Here is a 17607-nt window from a genome sequence, read left to right on the forward strand (position 1 = left end):
CGGGGGGAGCCGCGCATCGATCCGCGTCTCCCTAGCCGGTGGCGCCGATCCAGAACTGGATGGAGCGGCCGAGGAAGTCGTCCCAGGTCATGTAATGCGAGCCGTCGCACGAGAAGGTCAGGCTGATCATGCCGTTGAACAGGTTGATCGAGGCGGAACGCAGGTACACGGTCTCGTCGGCATAGCGCAGCGCGCGCAGTGCCTCCAGGACGCGGCCGACGTCCTCCCTTGGGATCAGCGCCTCCGCGGGGTACGGTTCGTGCGGAAACGCCAGGCAGACGTCCGGGTCGCCCAGGGATTCGTGCGTCAGGATGCGGTAGCGGTACGGGTCCTCGGTGGTCCACAGCGTGGCGCGCGAACTGGAGAAGTGGAACACGCCCTGGAACACGCCGCGCTCGGTGAACAGTTCTTCCAGAATGGCCAGGGCGGTGTCCATGTTCTGGTCCATCAGGCTCTCGGTGCGGCTCTGCAGGAACAGTGTCCCGCGAATCGACGGATCGCCCTTGATCTGGCGCCACTCGCTGGGCTCCTCGTACAGGTCCTCGGAGAAGTCGGGCAGGTTGCGCAGGTCGAAATCCGCGCCGAGAAAGCCCAGCGCATTGCCCTGGTCGTCGCGCACCAGCTGCAATGAGGTCAGGGATGGCCGGCGTCCGAGCAGGCTGATGTAGGCATCCGACAGCAGGAAGCCGTCCGCGGGCACGGCCTCCTTCATGTACGGGCGCTGCGAGCGATCGCGCCCGAAGTGTTCCGGCAGTACGCCAGTGCGCGAGATGTTGTCCGAAAGCTGGACCCCCTCGGTATTCAGCGCATACACGAAGGTCGCCTCCGGGATCTGGCGGATCGCCTCCTCCAGGATCGAGTCCAGCGCCTCGCGGCGTGGCCACGCCGCGCTCAAGCGGCTGGCGATCTCCGCCAGGGGTTCATGCAGTTTGTCCTCGAGGTAGTCGCGCTGGTGCTCGATCGCCTTTTTCAGTTCCGTCATGGTGCGGTGTCGTCTCCTTTCGGTGCGCCACGATTATCCCTGATCGGGGATGGCGTTGTCGTGACGGCCCGCGCGGGCCGTTTGTCCCGGCACTTCGGCCCGTCGAACAGGTCCGAGCAGGAACCATGCCGACGACGAGTCAGCCTGTGCCCGATACTGCGAACATGCCCATGACGAAATCTACCGAATCCCTCCGCCCGGCCCGCCCCGGCGATCTCGACGCTATCAATAGGTTGGTGGCCGAGGCGGTCGAGGACTGGCCCTTGCCCGGGCGCGTGCGCCGGCTCGCCCTGCCGGCCTACCGCTATACCGAGGCCGATCTGATGTTCCTCGAGGTGACGGTGCTGGAGCGTGCGGGCGAGGTGGTCGGCGCCGCCGCCTGGGAGACGGCGGAGACCCGCGAGCTGCCGGAGGGTGCCGCCGATGGGCTGTTGCTGCATGGCCTCTACGTGGGGCGAGCCGCCCGCGGGCAGGGTGTGGGCCGGCAACTGGTCGAGGCCTGCCGGAGCGCCGCGCACGAGGCCGGGGTGGCCGGGGTGCTGGTCAAGGCCCAGGCCTCGGCGGCCAGCTTCTTCGCGGCGATGGGTTTCGTCCCGGTACCGGTGCGCGATCGCGACTACGAACAGCGCTACTGGTGGGCGGTGGAAGGTTCGCCCGTCGCCGGCTGACGTCAGCGTCCCGCCCGGTGGCGGCACCAGCGGGCACCGAACAGGCCCCCGACAATGGCCAGCATCAGCAGCCCGAGGGGCCAGAGATGCTCGGGTGAACTCAGGAAGTGGAGCAGCGAGAAGGCGTCCCCGTGTCCGTGGCCGGGGTGGGCCAGGACGGGCGTGGTGGCCAATGCTAGAGCGGTTCCCATGAGGGTGCGCAAGTTCATCTCGGGGTCCTCCTGTCGTTCTGACCCACCATAGCGCGACACGCAGGCCGCTTCAGCAAATACGTGGCAGTTGCTCGCCGGCCGGCAGGATGACGCGGCGCTCCACGCCGGTCGCCAGGCGCCGGATGACGGCCGGTTCGCCCGCCTCCGCCCGTCCGATGGCAACGGCCCCGGCTGTCTCCGCGCGGGTCCGGAGAATCCTCAGGGCCTGAGCGGCCGCGTGTTCCGGAACGGCGGCCAGGAAGCGGCCCTCGCAGGCGGAGTGCAGCGGGTCCAGACCAAGGATCTCGCAGGCCCCGCGCACGTCGTTGCGCACGGGGATTGCGGCGTCCTCCAGCACCAGCCGGCAGGCGGAGGCATCGGCCAGCTCCTGCAGGGCGGCGATCGCACCGCCGCGGGTCGGGTCGCGCAGCGCGCGGACTGGCACGCCGGCGGCCAGTAGTGCGGCCACGGCCCCGGCGACCGATGCGCTGTCACTGGGGATCGGCGGGTCCAGGCCCAGGTTTTCGCGGGCGGCGAGGATTGCGACACCATGGCGGCCAAGATCGCCACTGGCGAGCAGTACATCACCGGGCCGGATCGCGCCCGGCGTGATCTGCACGCCTTCGGGCACGACGCCCACCCCGCTGGTGCTGATGTAGACCCCGTCGCCGCGCCCGGCCTCCACCACCTTGGTGTCGCCGGCGACCACCCGCACGCCGCATTCCTCTGCGGCCGCCTGCACCGAGGCGAGGACGCGCCGCAGGTCGTCCAGCGGCAGCCCCTCCTCCAGGATCAGGCCGAGGGTCAGCCACAGGGGGCGCGCCCCGGCCATCGCCAAGTCGTTGATCGTACCGTGCACCGCGAGCCGGCCGATGTCGCCACCCGGGAAGAACAGCGGCCGCACCACGAAGCTGTCCGTCGTCATTGCCAGGCGCCCGCCCGGGGCGTCGAGCACGGCAGCATCGGGGGCGGCGAGGGCCGGGATGCCCAGCGCCGGCAGGATCACCTCGTCCAGCAGCTTCGCCTGCATCCGCCCCCCGCCGCCATGCGCGAGGCGTACGACGTCGGTGGTCATGCCTCGCCCCGATAGTGCAGGTAGGCCGCGCAGGCCCCCTCGGAGGAGACCATGGGCGCGCCCAGCGGGGTATCCGGCGTGCAATCGCGGCCGAAGGCCGGGCAGTCGGTGGGGCGGCGCAGCCCGCGCAGCACCTGGCCGGCGATGCAGGGGCCATCCCCGATCGCCTCGGGTGGGACGAGCCCGAAACGGGCCACGGCGTCGAACCGGGCGTATTCCGGGCGCAGCCCGAGGCCGCTGGCGCGCAGGCGTCCCATGCCACGCCATTCGCGCTCGACCGGCTCGAAGACGCGAGAGACCGCAGCGCGCGCGGCTGCGTTGCCGTCGTCCGGCGCGGCCCGGTCGTAGCGGTTCTCCACCCGGGCCGCGCCGCGTTCCAGTTGCTCCACGCAGGCGTGGATCCCGGCCAGCAGGTCCACCGGCTCGAAGCCGGTCACCACGATCGGGACCCGGAAGCGTTCGGCGATCGCGTGATAGGCGGCCGCCCCCTCCACCGTGCAGACATGGCCGGCGGCCAGGAAGCCCTGGATGCGGTTGTCCGGGTCGGCCAGCAGGGCCTCCATCGCCGGCGGTACCAGCGAGTGCGAGACCAGCAGCGACAGGTTGTCCAGGCCCAGGGCCTCGGCCTGCAGCACGGCGATTGCGGCGGCCGGGGCGGTGGTCTCGAAGCCCACCGCCAGCAGCACGACCTCGCGCTCCGGGTGTTCGCGCGCCAGCGCCACCGCATCCAGCGGCGAGTAGATCACGCGCACCTCGCCCCCGGCCGCGCGCGCCGCGTTCAGGTCGCCCAGCGCCCCGGGCACGCGCAGCATGTCGCCGAAGGTGCAAAGCATTACCTCCGGGCGTCGGGTCAGCAGTACCGCCTGGTCCAGGGTCTCGGCCGGGGTCACGCAGACCGGGCAGCCGGGCCCGTGGATCAGCTCGACGGCGTCCGCCAGCAGTTCATCCAGGCCATGGCGCAGGATCGCGTGGGTCTGGCCGCCGCAGACCTCCATCAGCGTCCAGCGCCGGGTGCAGGTGGCGCGGATCGCTTCCACCTGGCGCAGGATCAGCGCCGGGTCGCGGTATTCGTCCAGGTGCTTCACGGGCCCTCCGGGGCGGGCGCGGGGATTTCGCGCAGGGCCGCCAGGGTGCGTTCGGCAGCGGCCTCGTCGAGGGTGGCGATCGCGATGCCGGCGTGGACCAGCACGTAGTCGCCGGGCCCGGCCTCGGGGGTGCAGGCCAGCGAGACCATGCGCGTGACGCCACCGAAGGCTACGCGCGCCTGGCGGAACAGCGGGTCGACACCGTCCACGCTGTCGATACGACCGGGGATGGCAAGGCACATGGGCTCAGTCTCCGTTCGGGGGCACCGCGGCCCGGCGCCCGATCAGCGCCTGGCCCAGCGCCAGCCCGCCGTCATTGGGCGGGATGCGTTGCGGCCACAGCGGACGGAAGCCGGCGGCCTGCAGCGCGTCCACGCATTGTTGCAGCAACCACCGATTCTGGAAGCATCCGCCGGTCAGCGCCACGGTTTCCTCGCGCCCGGCCCGGGCGGCCTCCACGGCGAACCCGGCCAGCGCCCCGTGCAGGCGGACGGCCATACGGCTGGCCCCGGCGCCGTCGGCATGGTCGGCTAGCAGGGTCGCGACCAGCGGGCCCCAGTCGGCCTGCCAGGGTGCCGTTGCTGTATCCAGCGCAATGCCGGCGGTGCCGAGTCCGTATCCCGTGGCCTCCGCCGCCTGCTGCACGAGCATGGCCGCCTGCCCCTCGAAGCCGGCACCGGTGCGTAGCCCGCCCAGCGCCGCGACCGCGTCGAACAGCCGCCCGACGCTGGACGTCCAGGGGGCGTGGATCCCTCGCTCCAGTGCCGCGAGCAGCGGGTGCCATTCCGCAGCGGTAAACAAGGCCCGCGCGGGGCTCGCCTCCAGCGCGGCCGGATCGCCGTCGAAGTGGGCATGCAGCAGGCCCAGCAGGGCGCGCCGGGGTTCGCGTATCGCGGCCTCGGCCCCGGGCAGGCGGAAGGGCCGCAGATGACCCCGCCGTTGAAAGCCCCCGTCGGCGTCCACTGCCAGGCATTCGCCGCCCCACAGCATGCCGTCCTCGCCGAGGCCCATGCCGTCCCAGACCAGCGCCACGGCCGGTTCGCGTACCCCGTGCTCCGCCAGGCAGGCCGCCGCATGGGCGTGATGGTGCTGTACGGCGACGACCGGAGGCCCCCAGGCCCCGGCCAGCGGCGTGGAGGCGTAGTCGGGATGCCGGTCGCAGGCGACGCGCGCGATGTCCACGCCACAGAGCTCGCCCAGTGCGCGGGCCTCGCCAGCCAGCCGGTGCAGGGCCGCATCGCTGTCCAGGTCGCCGACGTGGGCGCCGACGACCACCTCGTCCTCCAGGGCCAGGGCCGGGGCGGCCTTCAGGTGGCCCCCCAGTGCGAGGGTGACGGGCCCGGCGTCTGGCAGGGGCACTCGCAGCGGCGCATACCCGCGGCCGAGGCGCAGGCATTGCGGCCGGCCCGCGGCGATCTGGAACACCGAATCGTCCAGTGCCCGCGCGATCGGCCGGTCGTGGTCCAGGATCCCGTCCGCGATCATGCCCAGTCGGGTCACCGCCTCCGCGGTGTCGATACAAAGGGGCTCGCTGCCGCGGTTGCCCGAGGTGCAGACCAGCGGGCCGGCGAAGCCCTCCAGCAGCAGGTGATGCAGTGGCGTCGCCGGCCGCATCAGTCCCAGACGGTTGAACCCCGGCGCCACGCCCTCCGCCAGCGGGGCGCCGGGCCGGCGGTCCACCAGCACGATCGGTGCCTCCGGCGCATCCAGCAGCGTACGTTCGGCGCCGGTGGCGCGCGCCACTTGGTCCAGCCAGTCGCCATCCGGCAGCATGACCGCCAGCGGCTTGTCCGGGCGCTGCTTGCGCGCGCGCAGGCGGGCCACCGCATCCTGGCGGGTCGCGTCCACCAGGAGCTGGAACCCGCCCAGACCCTTCAGCGCCAGGATCTGCCCCTCGCGCAGGGCGTTGACTGCCGCGTGCAGGGCCGCATCGCCGGTGGTGTGTTCGCTTCCGTCCGGGCCGCGCAGCGTTACCTGCGGCCCGCAGTCCGGGCAGGCCATGGCCTCCGCGTGAAAGCGCCGGTCCCCCGGGGCCTCGAACTCCGCCCGGCAGGCCGCGCACAGCGGGAATCCGTCCAGGGTGGTCTGCGAACGGTCCCAGGGCAGGGCCGTCGCTATACTCCAGCGCGGCCCGCAGGCCGTACAGGCGGTAAACGGGTAGCGGTGGCGCCGCGCCGCGGGGTCACGGATCTCGGCGAGGCAGTCGGGGCAGGGTGCACGGTCCGGTGCCAGGGCCGGCGCACCGCCCTGCCCGGGGCCCTGAACCACGCGGAAGGTGGTATCGCCGACGGGGCGAGATGCCGTCACGGTGATCGCATCGACCCGCGCGGCCGGCGGGGCCTCCTGCTCCAGGGCAGCCCGCAGCGCGACGAGCGCGGCCTCTCGTCCCTCGGCCTGGATCACCACGCCGGACGGCGTGTTGCCCACCGAGCCGGTGATGCCGAGCCGCCGGGCCCGCTCCGCGACAAACGGCCGGAAGCCAACGCCCTGAACCCGGCCGGTGACCACCAGGTGCCAGCGCGCAGGCGACGGGGCGCGTGTCGCGGCGGCGCTCACGCCACGTCCAGGCTCCGCAGCAGGATCTGCTGGGCCTCGGGGTGGGTCTCGTCGTCCGAGGTCTCCACCTCCAGCTCGGCCCCCTCGGCGACGGTGCCGCGGGTGCCGTCCTCGAAGTGCTCGCGGAAATGCTCCGGCGTGATATGCGACAACGCGCCCAGCCATACCCGTACGCGGGTCACGCGCCGGGCGTTGTTGTCGGCCGCCACCTGCTCGATCTTGCGCATCAGATCGGCCATCAGCGAAAACTCGTGCATCCGTGTTCCCTATCCGAAAAAACAGGCGTATTCGTCTTTCTCCACCACCTGTAGCACATCCTCCAGCGAGGCGAGTTCCGGGTGTGGGTCGTAGCCATGCCACTTCAGGTCTGCCCGTTGCCAGTAGAGTTTCCATCGGCCCGACTTGCGCACGAACGTGGCCTTGAATACCGGGTTTTCCACGATCCTCGAAGCGTCATCCATCAGCGGGCGCACCTCGTACAGCGACACGCTTTGACCCTCCAGGCGCCAGACAAAGTCCAGACGGTCTCGAACATGGGCGGGCGGCCGCCGCCGTTCCACGAACGCCTCCATCAGCTTTTCGATCCGTTTGCGCTCGAGTTCGCTCAGGGCCATTGTTATCCGTTCTCTGGTTGTAGCCGGGCCAAGGAGGGGCTTCCCAGCCGGCCTTCGCGAACGCGATGATGCCGGCGGTACCCGGTAGTCTAGAGTTTGTACTACGTGCAGGCGCGGAATCGACCCGCCCGGGCACGGTTGCCCACGATCCGGTCAGGTCGCCGCGCTGCGCGCCACCCCTTCAATCGCCCGGCCCAATCAGGAGCGCTCATGCAGATCCACCTGGACACCCCGGACCTGATGACCCGCGTGCGGCTGGAGTCGCGTTGGCGTTCGGCCGGCGCATCGGTTACCAGCAGTCAGGCGCCGGAGCAGCCCGACCTGGTGGTAGTCGACCTCGGCAGCCGTGGCGTGGAAGCGGTGTCGACCTGGCGCGAGCGCTACCCAGACGCGAAGATCCTCGCCTTTGGCCCGCACGTGGAAGGGGCGATGCTCAAGGCGGCGCGCCAGGCGGGCGCCGACGAGGTCGTGGTCCGTGGCAAGGTGGCCGACCGGGTCGCAGCCAAGCTGGGGGGTGATCGCGCCTGAAGGCGCTCCGGCCCCGCAATCCGGGGCCCGCGTTCACGCCGTGGTCGCGCGACGAGAGGCCGACAGGGCGCGCAGGCGGCGGCGCTGCATCTTGAGGCGATACTCCAGTTCCTTGAACTGGGTGCGCAGTTCCGTGCGCACCCAGCGATCGTTCATGGCCTCGCGCCCGGCCCGCATCTTGCGCGCCTGCACCTCCTGCCACTGGTTCACGGTATCGCGGAAACGCTGATACTCCCGCTCCACGGTTGCGCGCCAGGAGTCGTGCGCCGGCTCGGCCTGGTCGGCATTGAGCAGCCGGCGAAACTCGGTGTGCAGCCGTGCGCGCATGATCTTGAAGCGCGGTGTCCAGCGGCGGTCATACACCAGTCCGGTCCAGGCAAAAAGGTTGATCAGCCACTTCGAGGGGTCGTACTGCCACCAGCGCACCCCGTTGCGGTAGTCCGCCTGAAAGGCGTGGTGGAAGTTGTGGTACCCCTCGCCCCAGGTGAGCAGGGCGACCAGTCCGTTGTCCACGGCGGTGCTGTCGTCACTGTAGGGACGACGGCCCCACCAATGCGCCAGGGAGTTGATGAAGAACGTGAAGTGGTGGCTGAGCACCATGCGCAGAATGCCGGCCAGCAGCAGCATGCCGATCACATCCCCGAATGCCAGCCCCAGCAGCAGAGGCAGGCCCAGGTTCAGTCCCCAGGCCAGGGTCCAGTAATGCCGATGCTGCCACATTACCACCGGGTCCTTCGCCAGGTCCTTCACCCGCGAATAGTCGGGCTCGCTGGTGGGCCAGTTGCGCAGCATCCAGCCCATGTGGGCATGCCAGAAACCGCGCTTGATGGAATGCGGGTCGCGTTCCACATCATCCACGTAGCGATGATGCACGCGATGCCGCGCGCCCCAGTTGTAGATGCTGTTCTGCAGCGCCAGGGCACCGCTCAGCGCCAGCAGGACGCGCAATGGCCCCCGCGCCTTGAAGGTGCGGTGCGCCCAGAGCCGGTGATAACCCACCGTGATGCCCAGCCCGCTCAGCACCAGGAACAGGCCAAAAAACAGCCAGGCCGCGCCGCTGAAGCCCTGGGTGAGCCACCACCATGGCACCAGCGTGACCGCGGCCAGGTTGGTCAGTGCAAAGAAAACTGCCGGCGTCCAGGCAATCGGGGGGGCACGTTCGGACATGGTGGAGACCTGCAGGCGACCGGGGCGAGCGAAGATGCTCACCTATTCATAGCAGATGAGACCGCGACCGGCGAGTAAAAGTGCCCTCGTTCCGGACGCTTGGGCCCAGAGCGTTGCCGGATGATGGTAATTCCTTCGGAGGCGCCGCTTCGCGCCGGGTGTGGCGGGCCACTTCGCGTTCTACTTCCTGAGTATCGCGAACGCTAGCGTGGCCGTGGCGGGCACACTGAGGTACACCGCTCCGGTGTTCGTCTAATCGTCTCCTTCGCCCTGAAGCTGGAAAGCCCCGACACGCTCAAGCTGGTGGCGATCGCGCTGATAATGGTCGGGATCGTGATGCTGACCCAGACGTATGACACTGGCGCGAGCGGCGTGATCCTTATTGGCGCCGGTGAGGGCCTGCTGGCGGGTATGTCCTGCGCCATCTTCATCTTCGGCTTCTCAAGTACGCCGGTTCGCACGGAAGCCCGCAGGCTGTCCATGACCCCGAAGCCGCGACCGATGGACCGGCCGGCCGCGCAGGTTCTCGGCGTCAGGCCAGGTCTTTGTCGCCTTCGATAGATCGCGGCCAATAGCGCGATCTGACGCCGCACCCGGCCCCCTTCCTGCGCTGCGAAGTCGGTGACGGAATGCACCATCATGGGGCGGTCGGGATTGTCTTCTCGGCACCCGCATGCCTAAATGCGTCCGAATCAGACCATCAGGATGCGATCCATGAACGGAAGCCTCGACGAGAAGCTCGAACCCATTTATCAGGAAGTCCTGCACCGCAACGCCGGGGAGACGGAATTCCATCAGTCTGTCCATGGCGTGCTGGAGACGCTGGGACCGGTGCTGGTGAAGTACCCGGAGCTCGCCGAGCTCAAGATCATCCAGCGCATCTGCGAGCCCGAGCGTCAGATCATCTTTCGCGTCCCCTGGCAGGACGACAGGGGCGAGCTGCACATCAACCGGGCCTTCCGCGTCCAGTTCAACAGTGCGCTGGGCCCCTACAAGGGGGGCATGCGTTTTCACCCCTCGGTGTACCTGGGCATCATCAAGTTCCTCGGCTTCTCGCAGGTGTTCAAGAACGCCCTCACCGGCCTGCCGATCGGGGGCGGCAAGGGCGGTAGCGACTTTGACCCGAAGGGGCGCTCCGATTCCGAAATCATGCGCTTCTGCCAGAGCCTGATGACCGAGATGTACCGCCACATCGGCGAGTACACTGACGTGCCCGCGGGCGACATCGGCGTGGGCCAGCGCGAGGTCGGCTACCTGTTCGGCCAGTACAAGCGCCTGACCAACCGCTTCGAATCCGGCGTGTTCACGGGCAAGGGGCTGGACTGGGGCGGCAGTCGTGCACGCACCGAGGCCACCGGCTACGGCGCGGTCTTCTTTACCCAGGAGATGCTCAAGGCCCGCAACGATTCGCTGGAGGGCAAGCGCGTGGTGGTCTCCGGGGCCGGCAACGTCGCCATCTATGCCACCCAGAAGGCCCAGCAACTGGGCGCCCGGGTGATCGCCTGCTCCGACTCGCGCGGCGTCATTCTCGATGAAGGCGGTCTCGACCTGGACCTGGTGCGCCAGATCAAGGAACGTGAGCGCGGCCCGATCAGCGCCTACGCTGAGCGCAAGAAGGGGGCGAAATACAGCGAAAACGGCTGCATCTGGGAAATCCCCTGCGACGTCGCCCTGCCGTGTGCCACGCAGAACGAATTGACCGGCAAGGACGCCAAGGCGCTGGTCGAGAACGGCTGCATCGCGGTCGCCGAGGGCGCCAACATGCCCGTGACCCCGGAAGGCATCCGGACCTTCCGCGATGCCGGCACCGCCTTCGGTCCCGGCAAGGCCGCCAACGCCGGCGGCGTGGCTACCAGCGCGTTGGAGATGCAGCAGAATGCGAGCCGGGACTCCTGGACCTTCGAATACACCGAGGCGCGCCTGCAGGAGATCATGGCCATCATCCATCGCACCTGCCACGAAACGGCCGAGGAATACGGCTCGCCTGGCAATTACACGGTCGGCGCCAACATCGCCGGCTTCGTGAAGGTCGCACGTGCCATGGAGGCGATGGGCCACATCTGAGACGCTCAACGCGGACGTGCAAATGGATCAGCGGTTTGCCATTTGCCACTATGGCGAGGCGAGGGGCAACACCCGGCCCGAGGTGCGTGCGGCGAGATTGACGGAAACGTTCATCTCGCCTCTTTGCCGTGAGAATCATGGTCGGTCGCCTTCAACATGGCACGAATGCGGTCAATGTGGACTTGCGAGTCCTTTGCCCGCTGGGAGACCGATGAAGCGGCCGTTTTGTTTTCATTCTTGCTCATAGTTACGAGCAGATTCTGGCGCTCCTCGAACATTCTGAGCGCAACCCAGAGCGTTTCCTCGATCTTTTCATTTTGTTGTGCAAGCAGCACCGAAGAGGTAAACGCATGGCCTGTATGACAGCGATAGCGCAGGATGCTTCCTTCCTCTATTTGCCATAACACCCCACCACAGTCGGGACAGTTGTAGGGCACCTGCTCGCCGAGCGCCTCGACCGAAGGCAAATCGCTCAGTACCCGCTTTGCGATCTCTGCCTCGATCATGATGTCTTCCGGAACCTCCTTGCTTTCCGGTAGTTCCCTCCTTAAAAGATCGGATAGCAGTGCCCCCATCCCGGATACCGGCAAACAGTGATCGGCCCCAACATTCGCGATGACCGATTGCGGCATATCCGGATAAGACGCATCCTCGGGATCTTGTGCGATGCAGACTCCACCGCATCTTTTGATGGCCATCATTCCGCTGGTGCCATCATCCAGATACCCCGTCAGGATGATGCCTATCACCCGGTTGCCATAGGCCACTGCTGCGGAGCGAAACAAGGGGTCAATAGCGGGCCGTGACCGGTTTTCCCTGGCACCTTTGGTAATGAGGATCTTTCCCTTCTCAATCAACATGTGTTGGTCGGGGGGTGCCAGATAAATCCCCCCAGGTTTGAAAGCGTGTTCGTCATGCGCCTGGACACAGGCAAGGGGGCCGCTTTCACTCAGGGCTTTGACCAGCGCTTCTCCGGAGTTGTCCGCGCTCATGTGGTTGACTATGAAAATGGGTGCCGCAAAACCCTTCGGAAGTTGCGCGACCAGAGTCTTTAATGCAGCCATCCCCCCAGCGGATGCCCCAACGACAATGACCATCGAGTTGCTTTTTTTAGTCATCACCACCATCCATCGATGGAGCAGGTTCGAACAGCCGAGTGTGGCATCGCGTCACCGAGATCGGTGACGCCGATAAATAAATGGGTTATTCGGAATATATAGACCTGACCATCGGCAATCGCAAAAAGGGGGCACGCGAAGCGCGAACGGGGTCAGCTTTTACCTTCTTCGTCTCGCCTCGCTGAACGGGAAAGGCGAGCTACGACCCCGAATCTGCGAATGTGTGGAAGCCGTTACCGGGCACAGCGATCCGGGGGCATTGCGAGTGTGAGGTCGTCGAGGATTCGGCGGGCGACTTTTGGGACGGCGTCGATGGCTTGCGGCGAGAGGCCGGCGCCGTCTTCGAGCCGGGCGGATTCGATGCCGTGGACGATGAGCGTCTCCGGGAGGTCGCCTAGGGAACGGGCGAGTTCGACGGCCTCGGCGAGGCCGATGCCGTGGGAGGAGTAGCGGGCGCCGCGCGGCAGCGGCTCGCGGGCGTCTAGACGATGGAGGGTACCGGGCGCGGCGCCGGTGACGATGGCGTCGACCAGGATGACGGGGTGGTGGCCCTGCAACAGGTCCATGAGCTCGGCGGGCTCGCCGCTGCAGGTGGCGGTTGTGAGGCCCGGCGTGCCGGCGAGTGCGTCGACCACGGCGTGGCCGATGCCGTCGTCGCCGCGCCAGGGGTTCCCGATGCCGATGACGAGTGGCCCCTTGCCTGCCGATCTTCCATCGTCGGCCGAGGCCTCTTGGGTTTGTTCAGGGGTCTTGCGGGATCCATTTTCCGCGGCCTCGACAATGGATGCCCTGCGTTCGTTGTCCATGTCCGATTCGAACTCGCCTGCTTCAAAGGGATCGAGCAGTTCCTGCTCTTCCTGATTCAGTTTGGTGGGCTTCCGCATGCGTTCCTTCCGAAACTCGCATCTTTCTTTTGGGCGCTGTTCATTTTCGGTCGACGGTCAGGTCGAGGAAGTGGGTGGCGCAGGAGATGCAGGGGTCGTAGTTGCGGATGGCGACTTCGCAGTGGTGGCGTAGTTCGTCGTCCGGCAGGTCGAGGTGGGTCTGGACCAGTTCGCGCAGGTCGGCCTCGATGGTGGGCTGGTTGACCGAGGTGGGCGGGACGATCTTGGCGTCGGTGATCAGGCCCGCGTCGTCGATGCTGTAGCGGTGGTAGCAGATGCCGCGCGGGGCCTCGGTGGCGCCGAAGCCGGTGCCGGCGCGCGGGGTGACCGGCAGCGCGGGTTCGGCCGGTGCGGCGCGGTAGCCGTCGACCAGGCGCAGGGCCTCCTCGAAGGCGAGCACGATCTCGATCATGCGCACCTGGATACTGCGAAACGGGTTGCGGCAGGCGATGCCCAGGCCGGCGCGCTCGGCCAGCTCGGCGGCGCGCGGGGTGAGGCGTTCGCGGTTCAGGGCGAAGCGCGCCAGCGGGCCCATGAACACCGGTTCGCCGGAGTCCGAGCGGTGGCTGTGCAGGGCGTTGGAGTGGGCGACGTGTTCCTCGGTGAAGATGTCGTCGTAGTCGCGGATGGCCGCGTCCAGGCCGCTGCTGGAGCCGAGGCGCCCGTGGGTGATCGGGTATTCGTCCGGGTGGACGAGCGACACGAACTCGTAGTCGCGTTCGAGGTTCGGGTAGTCGAGGGTGGCGAGGAATTCGGCGACCTCGCAGGAGGCCTCCAGGCCCCAGGACAGGTCCTCGCCCAGCCCCGCGACCTCGGCCGGCGACGGCGCGCGGTAGAAGCCGCCGACGCGCAGGTTCACCGGGTGGATCTCGCGCCCGCCCAGCAGGCGCAGGATGGAGTTGCCGATCTTCTTGATGCGCAGGCCGTTGCGCACCATATCCGGGTGGTCCTTCGCGGCGGTGACCGCATCCGGATAGCCGAGGAAGTCCGGCAGGTGGAGCATGAATACATGCAGGGCGTGGCTCTCGATCCACTCGCCGCAGTAGGCCAGCCGCCGCAGGTCCTGCAGCACGCCGTCCACGGTGATGCCACAGATGTCCTCCATCGCCAGCGAGGCCCCCATCTGGTAGGCGATCGGGCAGATGCCGCAGATGCGCGCGGTGATGTCCGGGGCCTCGCGGAAGTCGCGCCCGCGCAGGAAGCCCTCGAAGAAGCGCGGCGCCTCGAAGATCGACAGCTTCACCTCCTCCACGCGGTCGCCCTCAGTGCGCACGTACATCGCGCCCTCGCCCTCCACGCGGGCGAGGTAGTCGACTTCGATGGTGCGGGTCTCGCTCATGGCCGGTTTCCTGATTCTTCGGGCGGTGCCGCGCCGCTCTCCTGACGTTCGCTCTCCTCGCGGAAGGCGTCGGCGCCGGCGTTGAAGGTGCGGTAGAAGCGCACGCGCGTGGCGCGATCCATCCCCAGGGTCTCCAGCTGGCCGGACAGGCCCGGCGCGTTGGGCGTCTCCTTGGGCCCGAAGCAGCCATAGCAGCCGCGGTTGCAACCAGGGCACAACGCGCCGCAGCCGGCGTGGGTGACCGGGCCGAGACAGGGCGTGCCGTGGGCGACCATCACGCAGACCTGTCCCGCCCGCTTGCACTCCTCGCAGACGCTGGCGCTGGAGACCTGCGGGCGCCGACCGTAGAGGAAGGCGCTGATGACCTCCAGCAACTGGTACTTGTCGATCGGGCAGCCGCGCAGCTCGAAGTCCACCGGCACGTGCTGGCTGATGGCATCCGAGGTGGCCAGGGTCTCGATGTATTCCGGGTGGGCGTAGACCTGGCGGGTGAATGCCTCGACATCCGCGAAGTTGCGCAGGGCCTGGATGCCGCCGGTGGTCGCGCAGGCGCCGATGGTCACGAGGAACTTCGATGCGCGGCGGATCTCGCGGATCTCCTCCGCCGCCTGTGGCGTGGTGATCGAGCCCTCCACCAGTGTCAGGTCCCACGGCCCGTCGATGCGGGTGCGCGTGGCCTCGGGGAAGTGCGCGATCCGGATGCGGTCGGTGACCGCCAGGAGCTCGTCCTCGCAGTCCAGCAGGCTGAGCTGGCAGCCGTCGCAGGAGGCGAACTTGAACACTGCGAGGGTAGGCTTTTCCCGACTCATAGCTCGCGTACCCGGAAGGCCGGTTCCATCACCGGGTAGGGGAACACGGGGCCGTCGCGGCAGACGAAATGCGCCCCGATCTGGCAGTGGCCGCAAAAGCCCACCGCGCAGCGCATGTTGCGCTCCATGGAGACATAGATGTCCTCCGGCTTCAGGCCGCGGCGCTCCAGCGCGGACGCGGTGAAGCGCATCATCACCTCCGGGCCGCAGGTCAGCGCCAGGGTGTTGCGCCGGTCGAAGCCGCCACGATCGACCAGCTGGGTGACCACGCCGACATCGCCGCGCCAGGCGGCGGTGCCGCGGTCCACGGTGATGCGCAGATCCACATCATCCCGCTCGGCCCAGGCGTCCAGCTCGTCGCGAAAGATCATGTCGCCGGGCGAGCGCGCGCCGTAACAGACCACCACGCGCCCGAACTCCGAACGCCTCTGGAGCGCCGCGTGGATCACCGGCCGCAGCGGCGCCAGGCCGATGCCGCCGGCGACCAGCACCAGGTCGCGCCCGCGCGCCTGTTCCAGCGGCCAGGCCGTGCCGAACGGCCCGCGCAGGCCGACCACCGTGCCGGCCTCCAGATCCTGCATCGCGCGGGTCACGCTGCCCACCGCACGGATGGTGTGCACGATACCGCCGTCGTCGGTGATCGCGGAGACCGAGATCGGCACCTCGCCCACGCCGAACAGGTAAAGCATGTTGAACTGCCCGGGTGCCGGCGCGGCGCCGGGCTCCACCCCCGGCTCGGGGTACAGCGTCCAGCTGAAGACCTCGTTGCTGGCCACGTCGCGGCGCACCGAGTGGATGCGCCAGGGCTCTGGCGCCATCGCCTGATCCGGCAGGGTTGCAACCGCGTCAGGCGCCATGGCCGGGCCCTCCGTGGCTGTAGATATCCAGCGCCTGCAACCGCGCCGCCTGCAGGCGCTGGACGATCAGCGCGGCGAAGTGCTTCATCAGTACGTAGCCGAACGCCGGGTCGGCCTCCATACGTTCGCGCAGCACGCCGGCATCGAAGCGCAGGGTATGGATGTCGGTCACCGCCCGCGCATCGTAGCTGGCGCGGTACGGCGGCAGCAGCCAGGACCAGCCGAGGATGTCTCCCGTCCCGAGGGTCTGGAATGCCACGCTGCCTTCCCGCAGCGGGCTCTCCAGCGCGACCTGGCCCTCGCGGATCAGCCAGAAGGTCTCGGTCGGCTCGTGGTCGCTCATCAGCCGGGTGCCGGCCGTATAGCTGCACTTCGCCGCGCAGGCCGCCAGCAGGCGCCGGTGCTCCGGCGCCATATCCTCGAAGAAGGGCTCTTTCTCGATGATGGCCAGCAGCTCGTTCATCCCCGGCCCTCCGGATCGCGGCGCACCGCGGTGACTTCCTCGGTGATGTCGATCCCCACTGGGCACCAGGTGATGCAGCGCCCGCAGCCGACACAGCCGGAGGTGCCGAACTGGTCATGCCAGGTGGCCAGCTTGTGGGTGATCCACTGGCGATAGCGCGCGGCCACGGACTCGTGGTGTGGCCCGCCGACCAGGTGCGAGTGTTCCTGGTTGAAGCAGGAATCCCAGCGCCGCACGCGTTCGGTGCGCTGGCCTTCCAGGTCCGGCACCTCCTCGACCTGCGAGCAGAAGCAGGTAGGGCAGACCAGGGTGCAGTTGGAGCAGGACAGGCAGCGCTCGGCGGTTTCCTCCCAGCGCGGGTGCTCGAAGGCCCGGTTGAGCACCTCGCGGGCATCCGCCGGCATCTGCCGGCCCATCTTTTCCGGTGCCTCGGCCCACACCCGCTCGGTGGCGGCCTGCTCGGCATCGCTGGCCGGGCGCGGATCGAGCCGGTCGAGCATCGCGCGCCCGGCCTCGGACCCGGCCTCGGCGACCAGAAAGTGCTGGGTGGCGTCGATCACCTCGGTCAGCGCCAGGTCGAATCCCTCGCGGGCGCGCGGGCCGGTATCCATGGAAGCGCAGAAGCAGGTTCCGCCCGGCTCGGCGCAGCTGACCGCGACCATGAACAGGTCCCGCCGGCGGGCGGCATAGCCGCGGTCCTGCACCGCCTGGCCGAGGAATACCCGGTCCTGCACGTCGATCGCCGCCAGCTCGCAGGCGCGCATGCCGATGAAGGCACGGCGCGGCGCGTCGGAGGTGCCGGGCTCGGTCACGAAGCTGCCGTCCGGCTGGCGGGTCAGCCGGAACAGGGTCTCCTCGGGCGGGAACAGGTACTTCTTCCAGGAATGCGGCCCGACCACATAGCCGAACAGCGCGTCGTCGTCGCGTTCGCGCAGGCGGTAGTGTCCGGGGGCCTGCTCGTCGGTCCAGCCCACCGGCAGGTCCTCGAGACCGCCCACTCGGTCGTAGACGATCGCGCCATCGCGCCGTGTCGGCCCCACGACCTCGTAGCCCTCCCCGGCCAGCAGGCGGATCAGCGTGTCCACGGCTTGCGGTGCGATCACTTCCACAGACGGCTCCTGGGCCTCGGGCGAGCCGCTCGGTACGGCAAGGCCCCACACCCGTCCATAGTGCGGCAAGAGCGTGGCGCGATCCAGCGACCTCCCGG

General features: G+C 68.5%; 19 protein-coding genes and 1 pseudogene. 4 read left to right on the forward strand and 16 right to left on the reverse strand.

Translation table 11 applies throughout. The features are described from left to right. Positions 1 to 31: 31 nt before the first annotated feature. A complete protein-coding gene (locus tag G335_RS0103555) occupies positions 32 to 982 on the reverse strand; it encodes a PDC sensor domain-containing protein (protein WP_018168824.1) in 951 nt (316 codons plus the stop codon). A gap of 170 nt (positions 983 to 1152) precedes the next feature. Here G335_RS0103555 and G335_RS0103560 point away from each other — a divergent pair, with 170 nt between their 5' ends. After that, the gene (locus G335_RS0103560) at positions 1153 to 1650 is read left to right on the forward strand and encodes a GNAT family N-acetyltransferase (RefSeq protein WP_196802240.1); all 498 of its coding nucleotides are present in this window, start codon (positions 1153 to 1155) and stop codon (positions 1648 to 1650) included. Between the two features lie 2 nt (positions 1651 to 1652). Here G335_RS0103560 and G335_RS0103565 read toward each other — a convergent pair whose 3' ends face one another. The 7 genes from G335_RS0103565 to G335_RS0103595 are packed head-to-tail and all read right to left on the reverse strand — an operon-like array spanning position 1653 to position 7171. After that, on the reverse strand, positions 1653 to 1859 hold the full coding sequence (locus G335_RS0103565) for a hypothetical protein (protein ID WP_018175935.1): 207 nt from the start codon (positions 1857 to 1859) through the stop codon (positions 1653 to 1655). A gap of 52 nt (positions 1860 to 1911) precedes the next feature. Then, positions 1912 to 2916, reverse strand: coding sequence for a hydrogenase expression/formation protein HypE (gene hypE / locus G335_RS0103570; protein WP_018168827.1), 1005 nt, complete (start codon positions 2914 to 2916; stop codon positions 1912 to 1914). Then, the gene (hypD, locus tag G335_RS0103575; protein WP_018175936.1) at positions 2913 to 4001 is read right to left on the reverse strand and encodes a hydrogenase formation protein HypD; all 1089 of its coding nucleotides are present in this window, start codon (positions 3999 to 4001) and stop codon (positions 2913 to 2915) included. Before hypD ends, hypE begins: the two co-directional genes overlap by 4 nt. Continuing rightward, positions 3998 to 4243, reverse strand: coding sequence for a HypC/HybG/HupF family hydrogenase formation chaperone (locus tag G335_RS0103580; RefSeq protein ID WP_018175937.1), 246 nt, complete (start codon positions 4241 to 4243; stop codon positions 3998 to 4000). Before G335_RS0103580 ends, hypD begins: the two co-directional genes overlap by 4 nt. A 4-nt stretch (positions 4244 to 4247) precedes the next feature. Continuing rightward, positions 4248 to 6557, reverse strand: coding sequence for a carbamoyltransferase HypF (hypF, locus tag G335_RS0103585; protein ID WP_018175938.1), 2310 nt, complete (start codon positions 6555 to 6557; stop codon positions 4248 to 4250). Next, positions 6554 to 6814 (reverse strand): hydrogenase maturation nickel metallochaperone HypA, encoded by a 261-nt coding sequence (locus G335_RS0103590; protein WP_018168831.1) that lies wholly within the window; start codon positions 6812 to 6814, stop codon positions 6554 to 6556. The genes hypF and G335_RS0103590 overlap by 4 nt, the downstream gene beginning before the upstream one ends. Positions 6815 to 6823: 9 nt before the next feature. After that, the gene (locus tag G335_RS0103595) at positions 6824 to 7171 is read right to left on the reverse strand and encodes a DUF3024 domain-containing protein (protein ID WP_018175939.1); all 348 of its coding nucleotides are present in this window, start codon (positions 7169 to 7171) and stop codon (positions 6824 to 6826) included. 210 nt (positions 7172 to 7381) lie between these two features. Here G335_RS0103595 and G335_RS0103600 point away from each other — a divergent pair, with 210 nt between their 5' ends. After that, positions 7382 to 7699: a response regulator transcription factor gene (locus G335_RS0103600; protein ID WP_018144999.1), complete on the forward strand. Its 318-nt coding sequence runs from the start codon at positions 7382 to 7384 to the stop codon at positions 7697 to 7699. Between the two features lie 33 nt (positions 7700 to 7732). On the opposite strand, the gene G335_RS0103605 is transcribed toward G335_RS0103600, so the two are convergent. Beyond that, positions 7733 to 8866, reverse strand: coding sequence for an acyl-CoA desaturase (locus G335_RS0103605; RefSeq protein WP_018168834.1), 1134 nt, complete (start codon positions 8864 to 8866; stop codon positions 7733 to 7735). 157 nt (positions 8867 to 9023) lie between these two features. Between G335_RS0103605 and G335_RS14240 the strand changes: the two are divergent. Further along, positions 9024 to 9345: pseudogene (locus tag G335_RS14240) on the forward strand (EamA family transporter); the annotation flags it as partial. A gap of 235 nt (positions 9346 to 9580) precedes the next feature. Then, entirely contained in the window at positions 9581 to 10930 is a 1350-nt protein-coding gene (gene gdhA / locus G335_RS0103615; RefSeq protein ID WP_018175942.1) for an NADP-specific glutamate dehydrogenase, read from the forward strand. A gap of 110 nt (positions 10931 to 11040) precedes the next feature. Here gdhA and G335_RS0103620 read toward each other — a convergent pair whose 3' ends face one another. The 7 genes from G335_RS0103620 to G335_RS0103650 all read right to left on the reverse strand — a co-directional run bounded on the left by G335_RS0103620 (position 11041) and on the right by G335_RS0103650 (position 17509). After that, entirely contained in the window at positions 11041 to 12048 is a 1008-nt protein-coding gene (locus G335_RS0103620; protein ID WP_018175943.1) for a chemotaxis protein CheB, read from the reverse strand. Between the two features lie 233 nt (positions 12049 to 12281). Continuing rightward, positions 12282 to 12932, reverse strand: coding sequence for a hydrogenase maturation protease (locus G335_RS0103625; protein WP_018175944.1), 651 nt, complete (start codon positions 12930 to 12932; stop codon positions 12282 to 12284). Between the two features lie 40 nt (positions 12933 to 12972). Next, the gene (locus G335_RS0103630) at positions 12973 to 14271 is read right to left on the reverse strand and encodes a Ni/Fe hydrogenase subunit alpha (protein WP_018175945.1); all 1299 of its coding nucleotides are present in this window, start codon (positions 14269 to 14271) and stop codon (positions 12973 to 12975) included. After that, positions 14268 to 15080 (reverse strand): oxidoreductase, encoded by an 813-nt coding sequence (locus G335_RS0103635; RefSeq protein WP_018168839.1) that lies wholly within the window; start codon positions 15078 to 15080, stop codon positions 14268 to 14270. The genes G335_RS0103630 and G335_RS0103635 overlap by 4 nt, the downstream gene beginning before the upstream one ends. Beyond that, positions 15077 to 15937, reverse strand: a complete 861-nt coding sequence (locus G335_RS0103640; RefSeq protein ID WP_018175947.1) for an FAD/NAD(P)-binding protein — start codon at positions 15935 to 15937, stop codon at positions 15077 to 15079. The genes G335_RS0103635 and G335_RS0103640 overlap by 4 nt, the downstream gene beginning before the upstream one ends. Next, positions 15927 to 16400, reverse strand: coding sequence for a cyclic nucleotide-binding domain-containing protein (locus G335_RS0103645; RefSeq protein ID WP_018175948.1), 474 nt, complete (start codon positions 16398 to 16400; stop codon positions 15927 to 15929). The genes G335_RS0103640 and G335_RS0103645 overlap by 11 nt, the downstream gene beginning before the upstream one ends. Then, positions 16397 to 17509: a sulfite reductase subunit A gene (locus G335_RS0103650; protein ID WP_018175949.1), complete on the reverse strand. Its 1113-nt coding sequence runs from the start codon at positions 17507 to 17509 to the stop codon at positions 16397 to 16399. The genes G335_RS0103645 and G335_RS0103650 overlap by 4 nt, the downstream gene beginning before the upstream one ends. Between the last annotated feature and the right edge of the window lie 98 nt (positions 17510 to 17607).

Source organism: Thioalkalivibrio sp. AKL8, from assembly GCF_000380525.1.
Taxonomy (GTDB): Bacteria; Pseudomonadota; Gammaproteobacteria; order Ectothiorhodospirales; family Ectothiorhodospiraceae; genus Thioalkalivibrio; species Thioalkalivibrio versutus.

What these genes read in the sequence shown, in the direction of transcription:
- G335_RS0103590 (WP_018168831.1), bottom strand. Translation starts at nt 6,814, where the DNA reads ATGCACGAGTTTTCGCTGATGGCCGATCTGATGCGCAAGATCGAGCAG.
- G335_RS0103620 (WP_018175943.1), bottom strand. Translation starts at nt 12,048, where the DNA reads ATGACTAAAAAAAGCAACTCGATGGTCATTGTCGTTGGGGCATCCGCT.
- G335_RS0103605 (WP_018168834.1), bottom strand. Translation starts at nt 8,866, where the DNA reads ATGTCCGAACGTGCCCCCCCGATTGCCTGGACGCCGGCAGTTTTCTTT.
- G335_RS0103580 (WP_018175937.1), bottom strand. Translation starts at nt 4,243, where the DNA reads ATGTGCCTTGCCATCCCCGGTCGTATCGACAGCGTGGACGGTGTCGAC.
- G335_RS0103600 (WP_018144999.1), top strand. Translation starts at nt 7,382, where the DNA reads ATGCAGATCCACCTGGACACCCCGGACCTGATGACCCGCGTGCGGCTG.
- G335_RS0103565 (WP_018175935.1), bottom strand. Translation starts at nt 1,859, where the DNA reads ATGAACTTGCGCACCCTCATGGGAACCGCTCTAGCATTGGCCACCACG.
- G335_RS0103630 (WP_018175945.1), bottom strand. Translation starts at nt 14,271, where the DNA reads ATGAGCGAGACCCGCACCATCGAAGTCGACTACCTCGCCCGCGTGGAG.
- G335_RS0103595 (WP_018175939.1), bottom strand. Translation starts at nt 7,171, where the DNA reads ATGGCCCTGAGCGAACTCGAGCGCAAACGGATCGAAAAGCTGATGGAG.
- G335_RS0103635 (WP_018168839.1), bottom strand. Translation starts at nt 15,080, where the DNA reads ATGAGTCGGGAAAAGCCTACCCTCGCAGTGTTCAAGTTCGCCTCCTGC.
- G335_RS0103640 (WP_018175947.1), bottom strand. Translation starts at nt 15,937, where the DNA reads ATGGCGCCTGACGCGGTTGCAACCCTGCCGGATCAGGCGATGGCGCCA.
- G335_RS0103560 (WP_196802240.1), top strand. Translation starts at nt 1,153, where the DNA reads ATGACGAAATCTACCGAATCCCTCCGCCCGGCCCGCCCCGGCGATCTC.
- G335_RS0103555 (WP_018168824.1), bottom strand. Translation starts at nt 982, where the DNA reads ATGACGGAACTGAAAAAGGCGATCGAGCACCAGCGCGACTACCTCGAG.
- G335_RS0103625 (WP_018175944.1), bottom strand. Translation starts at nt 12,932, where the DNA reads ATGCGGAAGCCCACCAAACTGAATCAGGAAGAGCAGGAACTGCTCGAT.
- G335_RS0103645 (WP_018175948.1), bottom strand. Translation starts at nt 16,400, where the DNA reads ATGAACGAGCTGCTGGCCATCATCGAGAAAGAGCCCTTCTTCGAGGAT.
- gdhA (WP_018175942.1), top strand. Translation starts at nt 9,581, where the DNA reads ATGAACGGAAGCCTCGACGAGAAGCTCGAACCCATTTATCAGGAAGTC.
- hypE (WP_018168827.1), bottom strand. Translation starts at nt 2,916, where the DNA reads ATGACCACCGACGTCGTACGCCTCGCGCATGGCGGCGGGGGGCGGATG.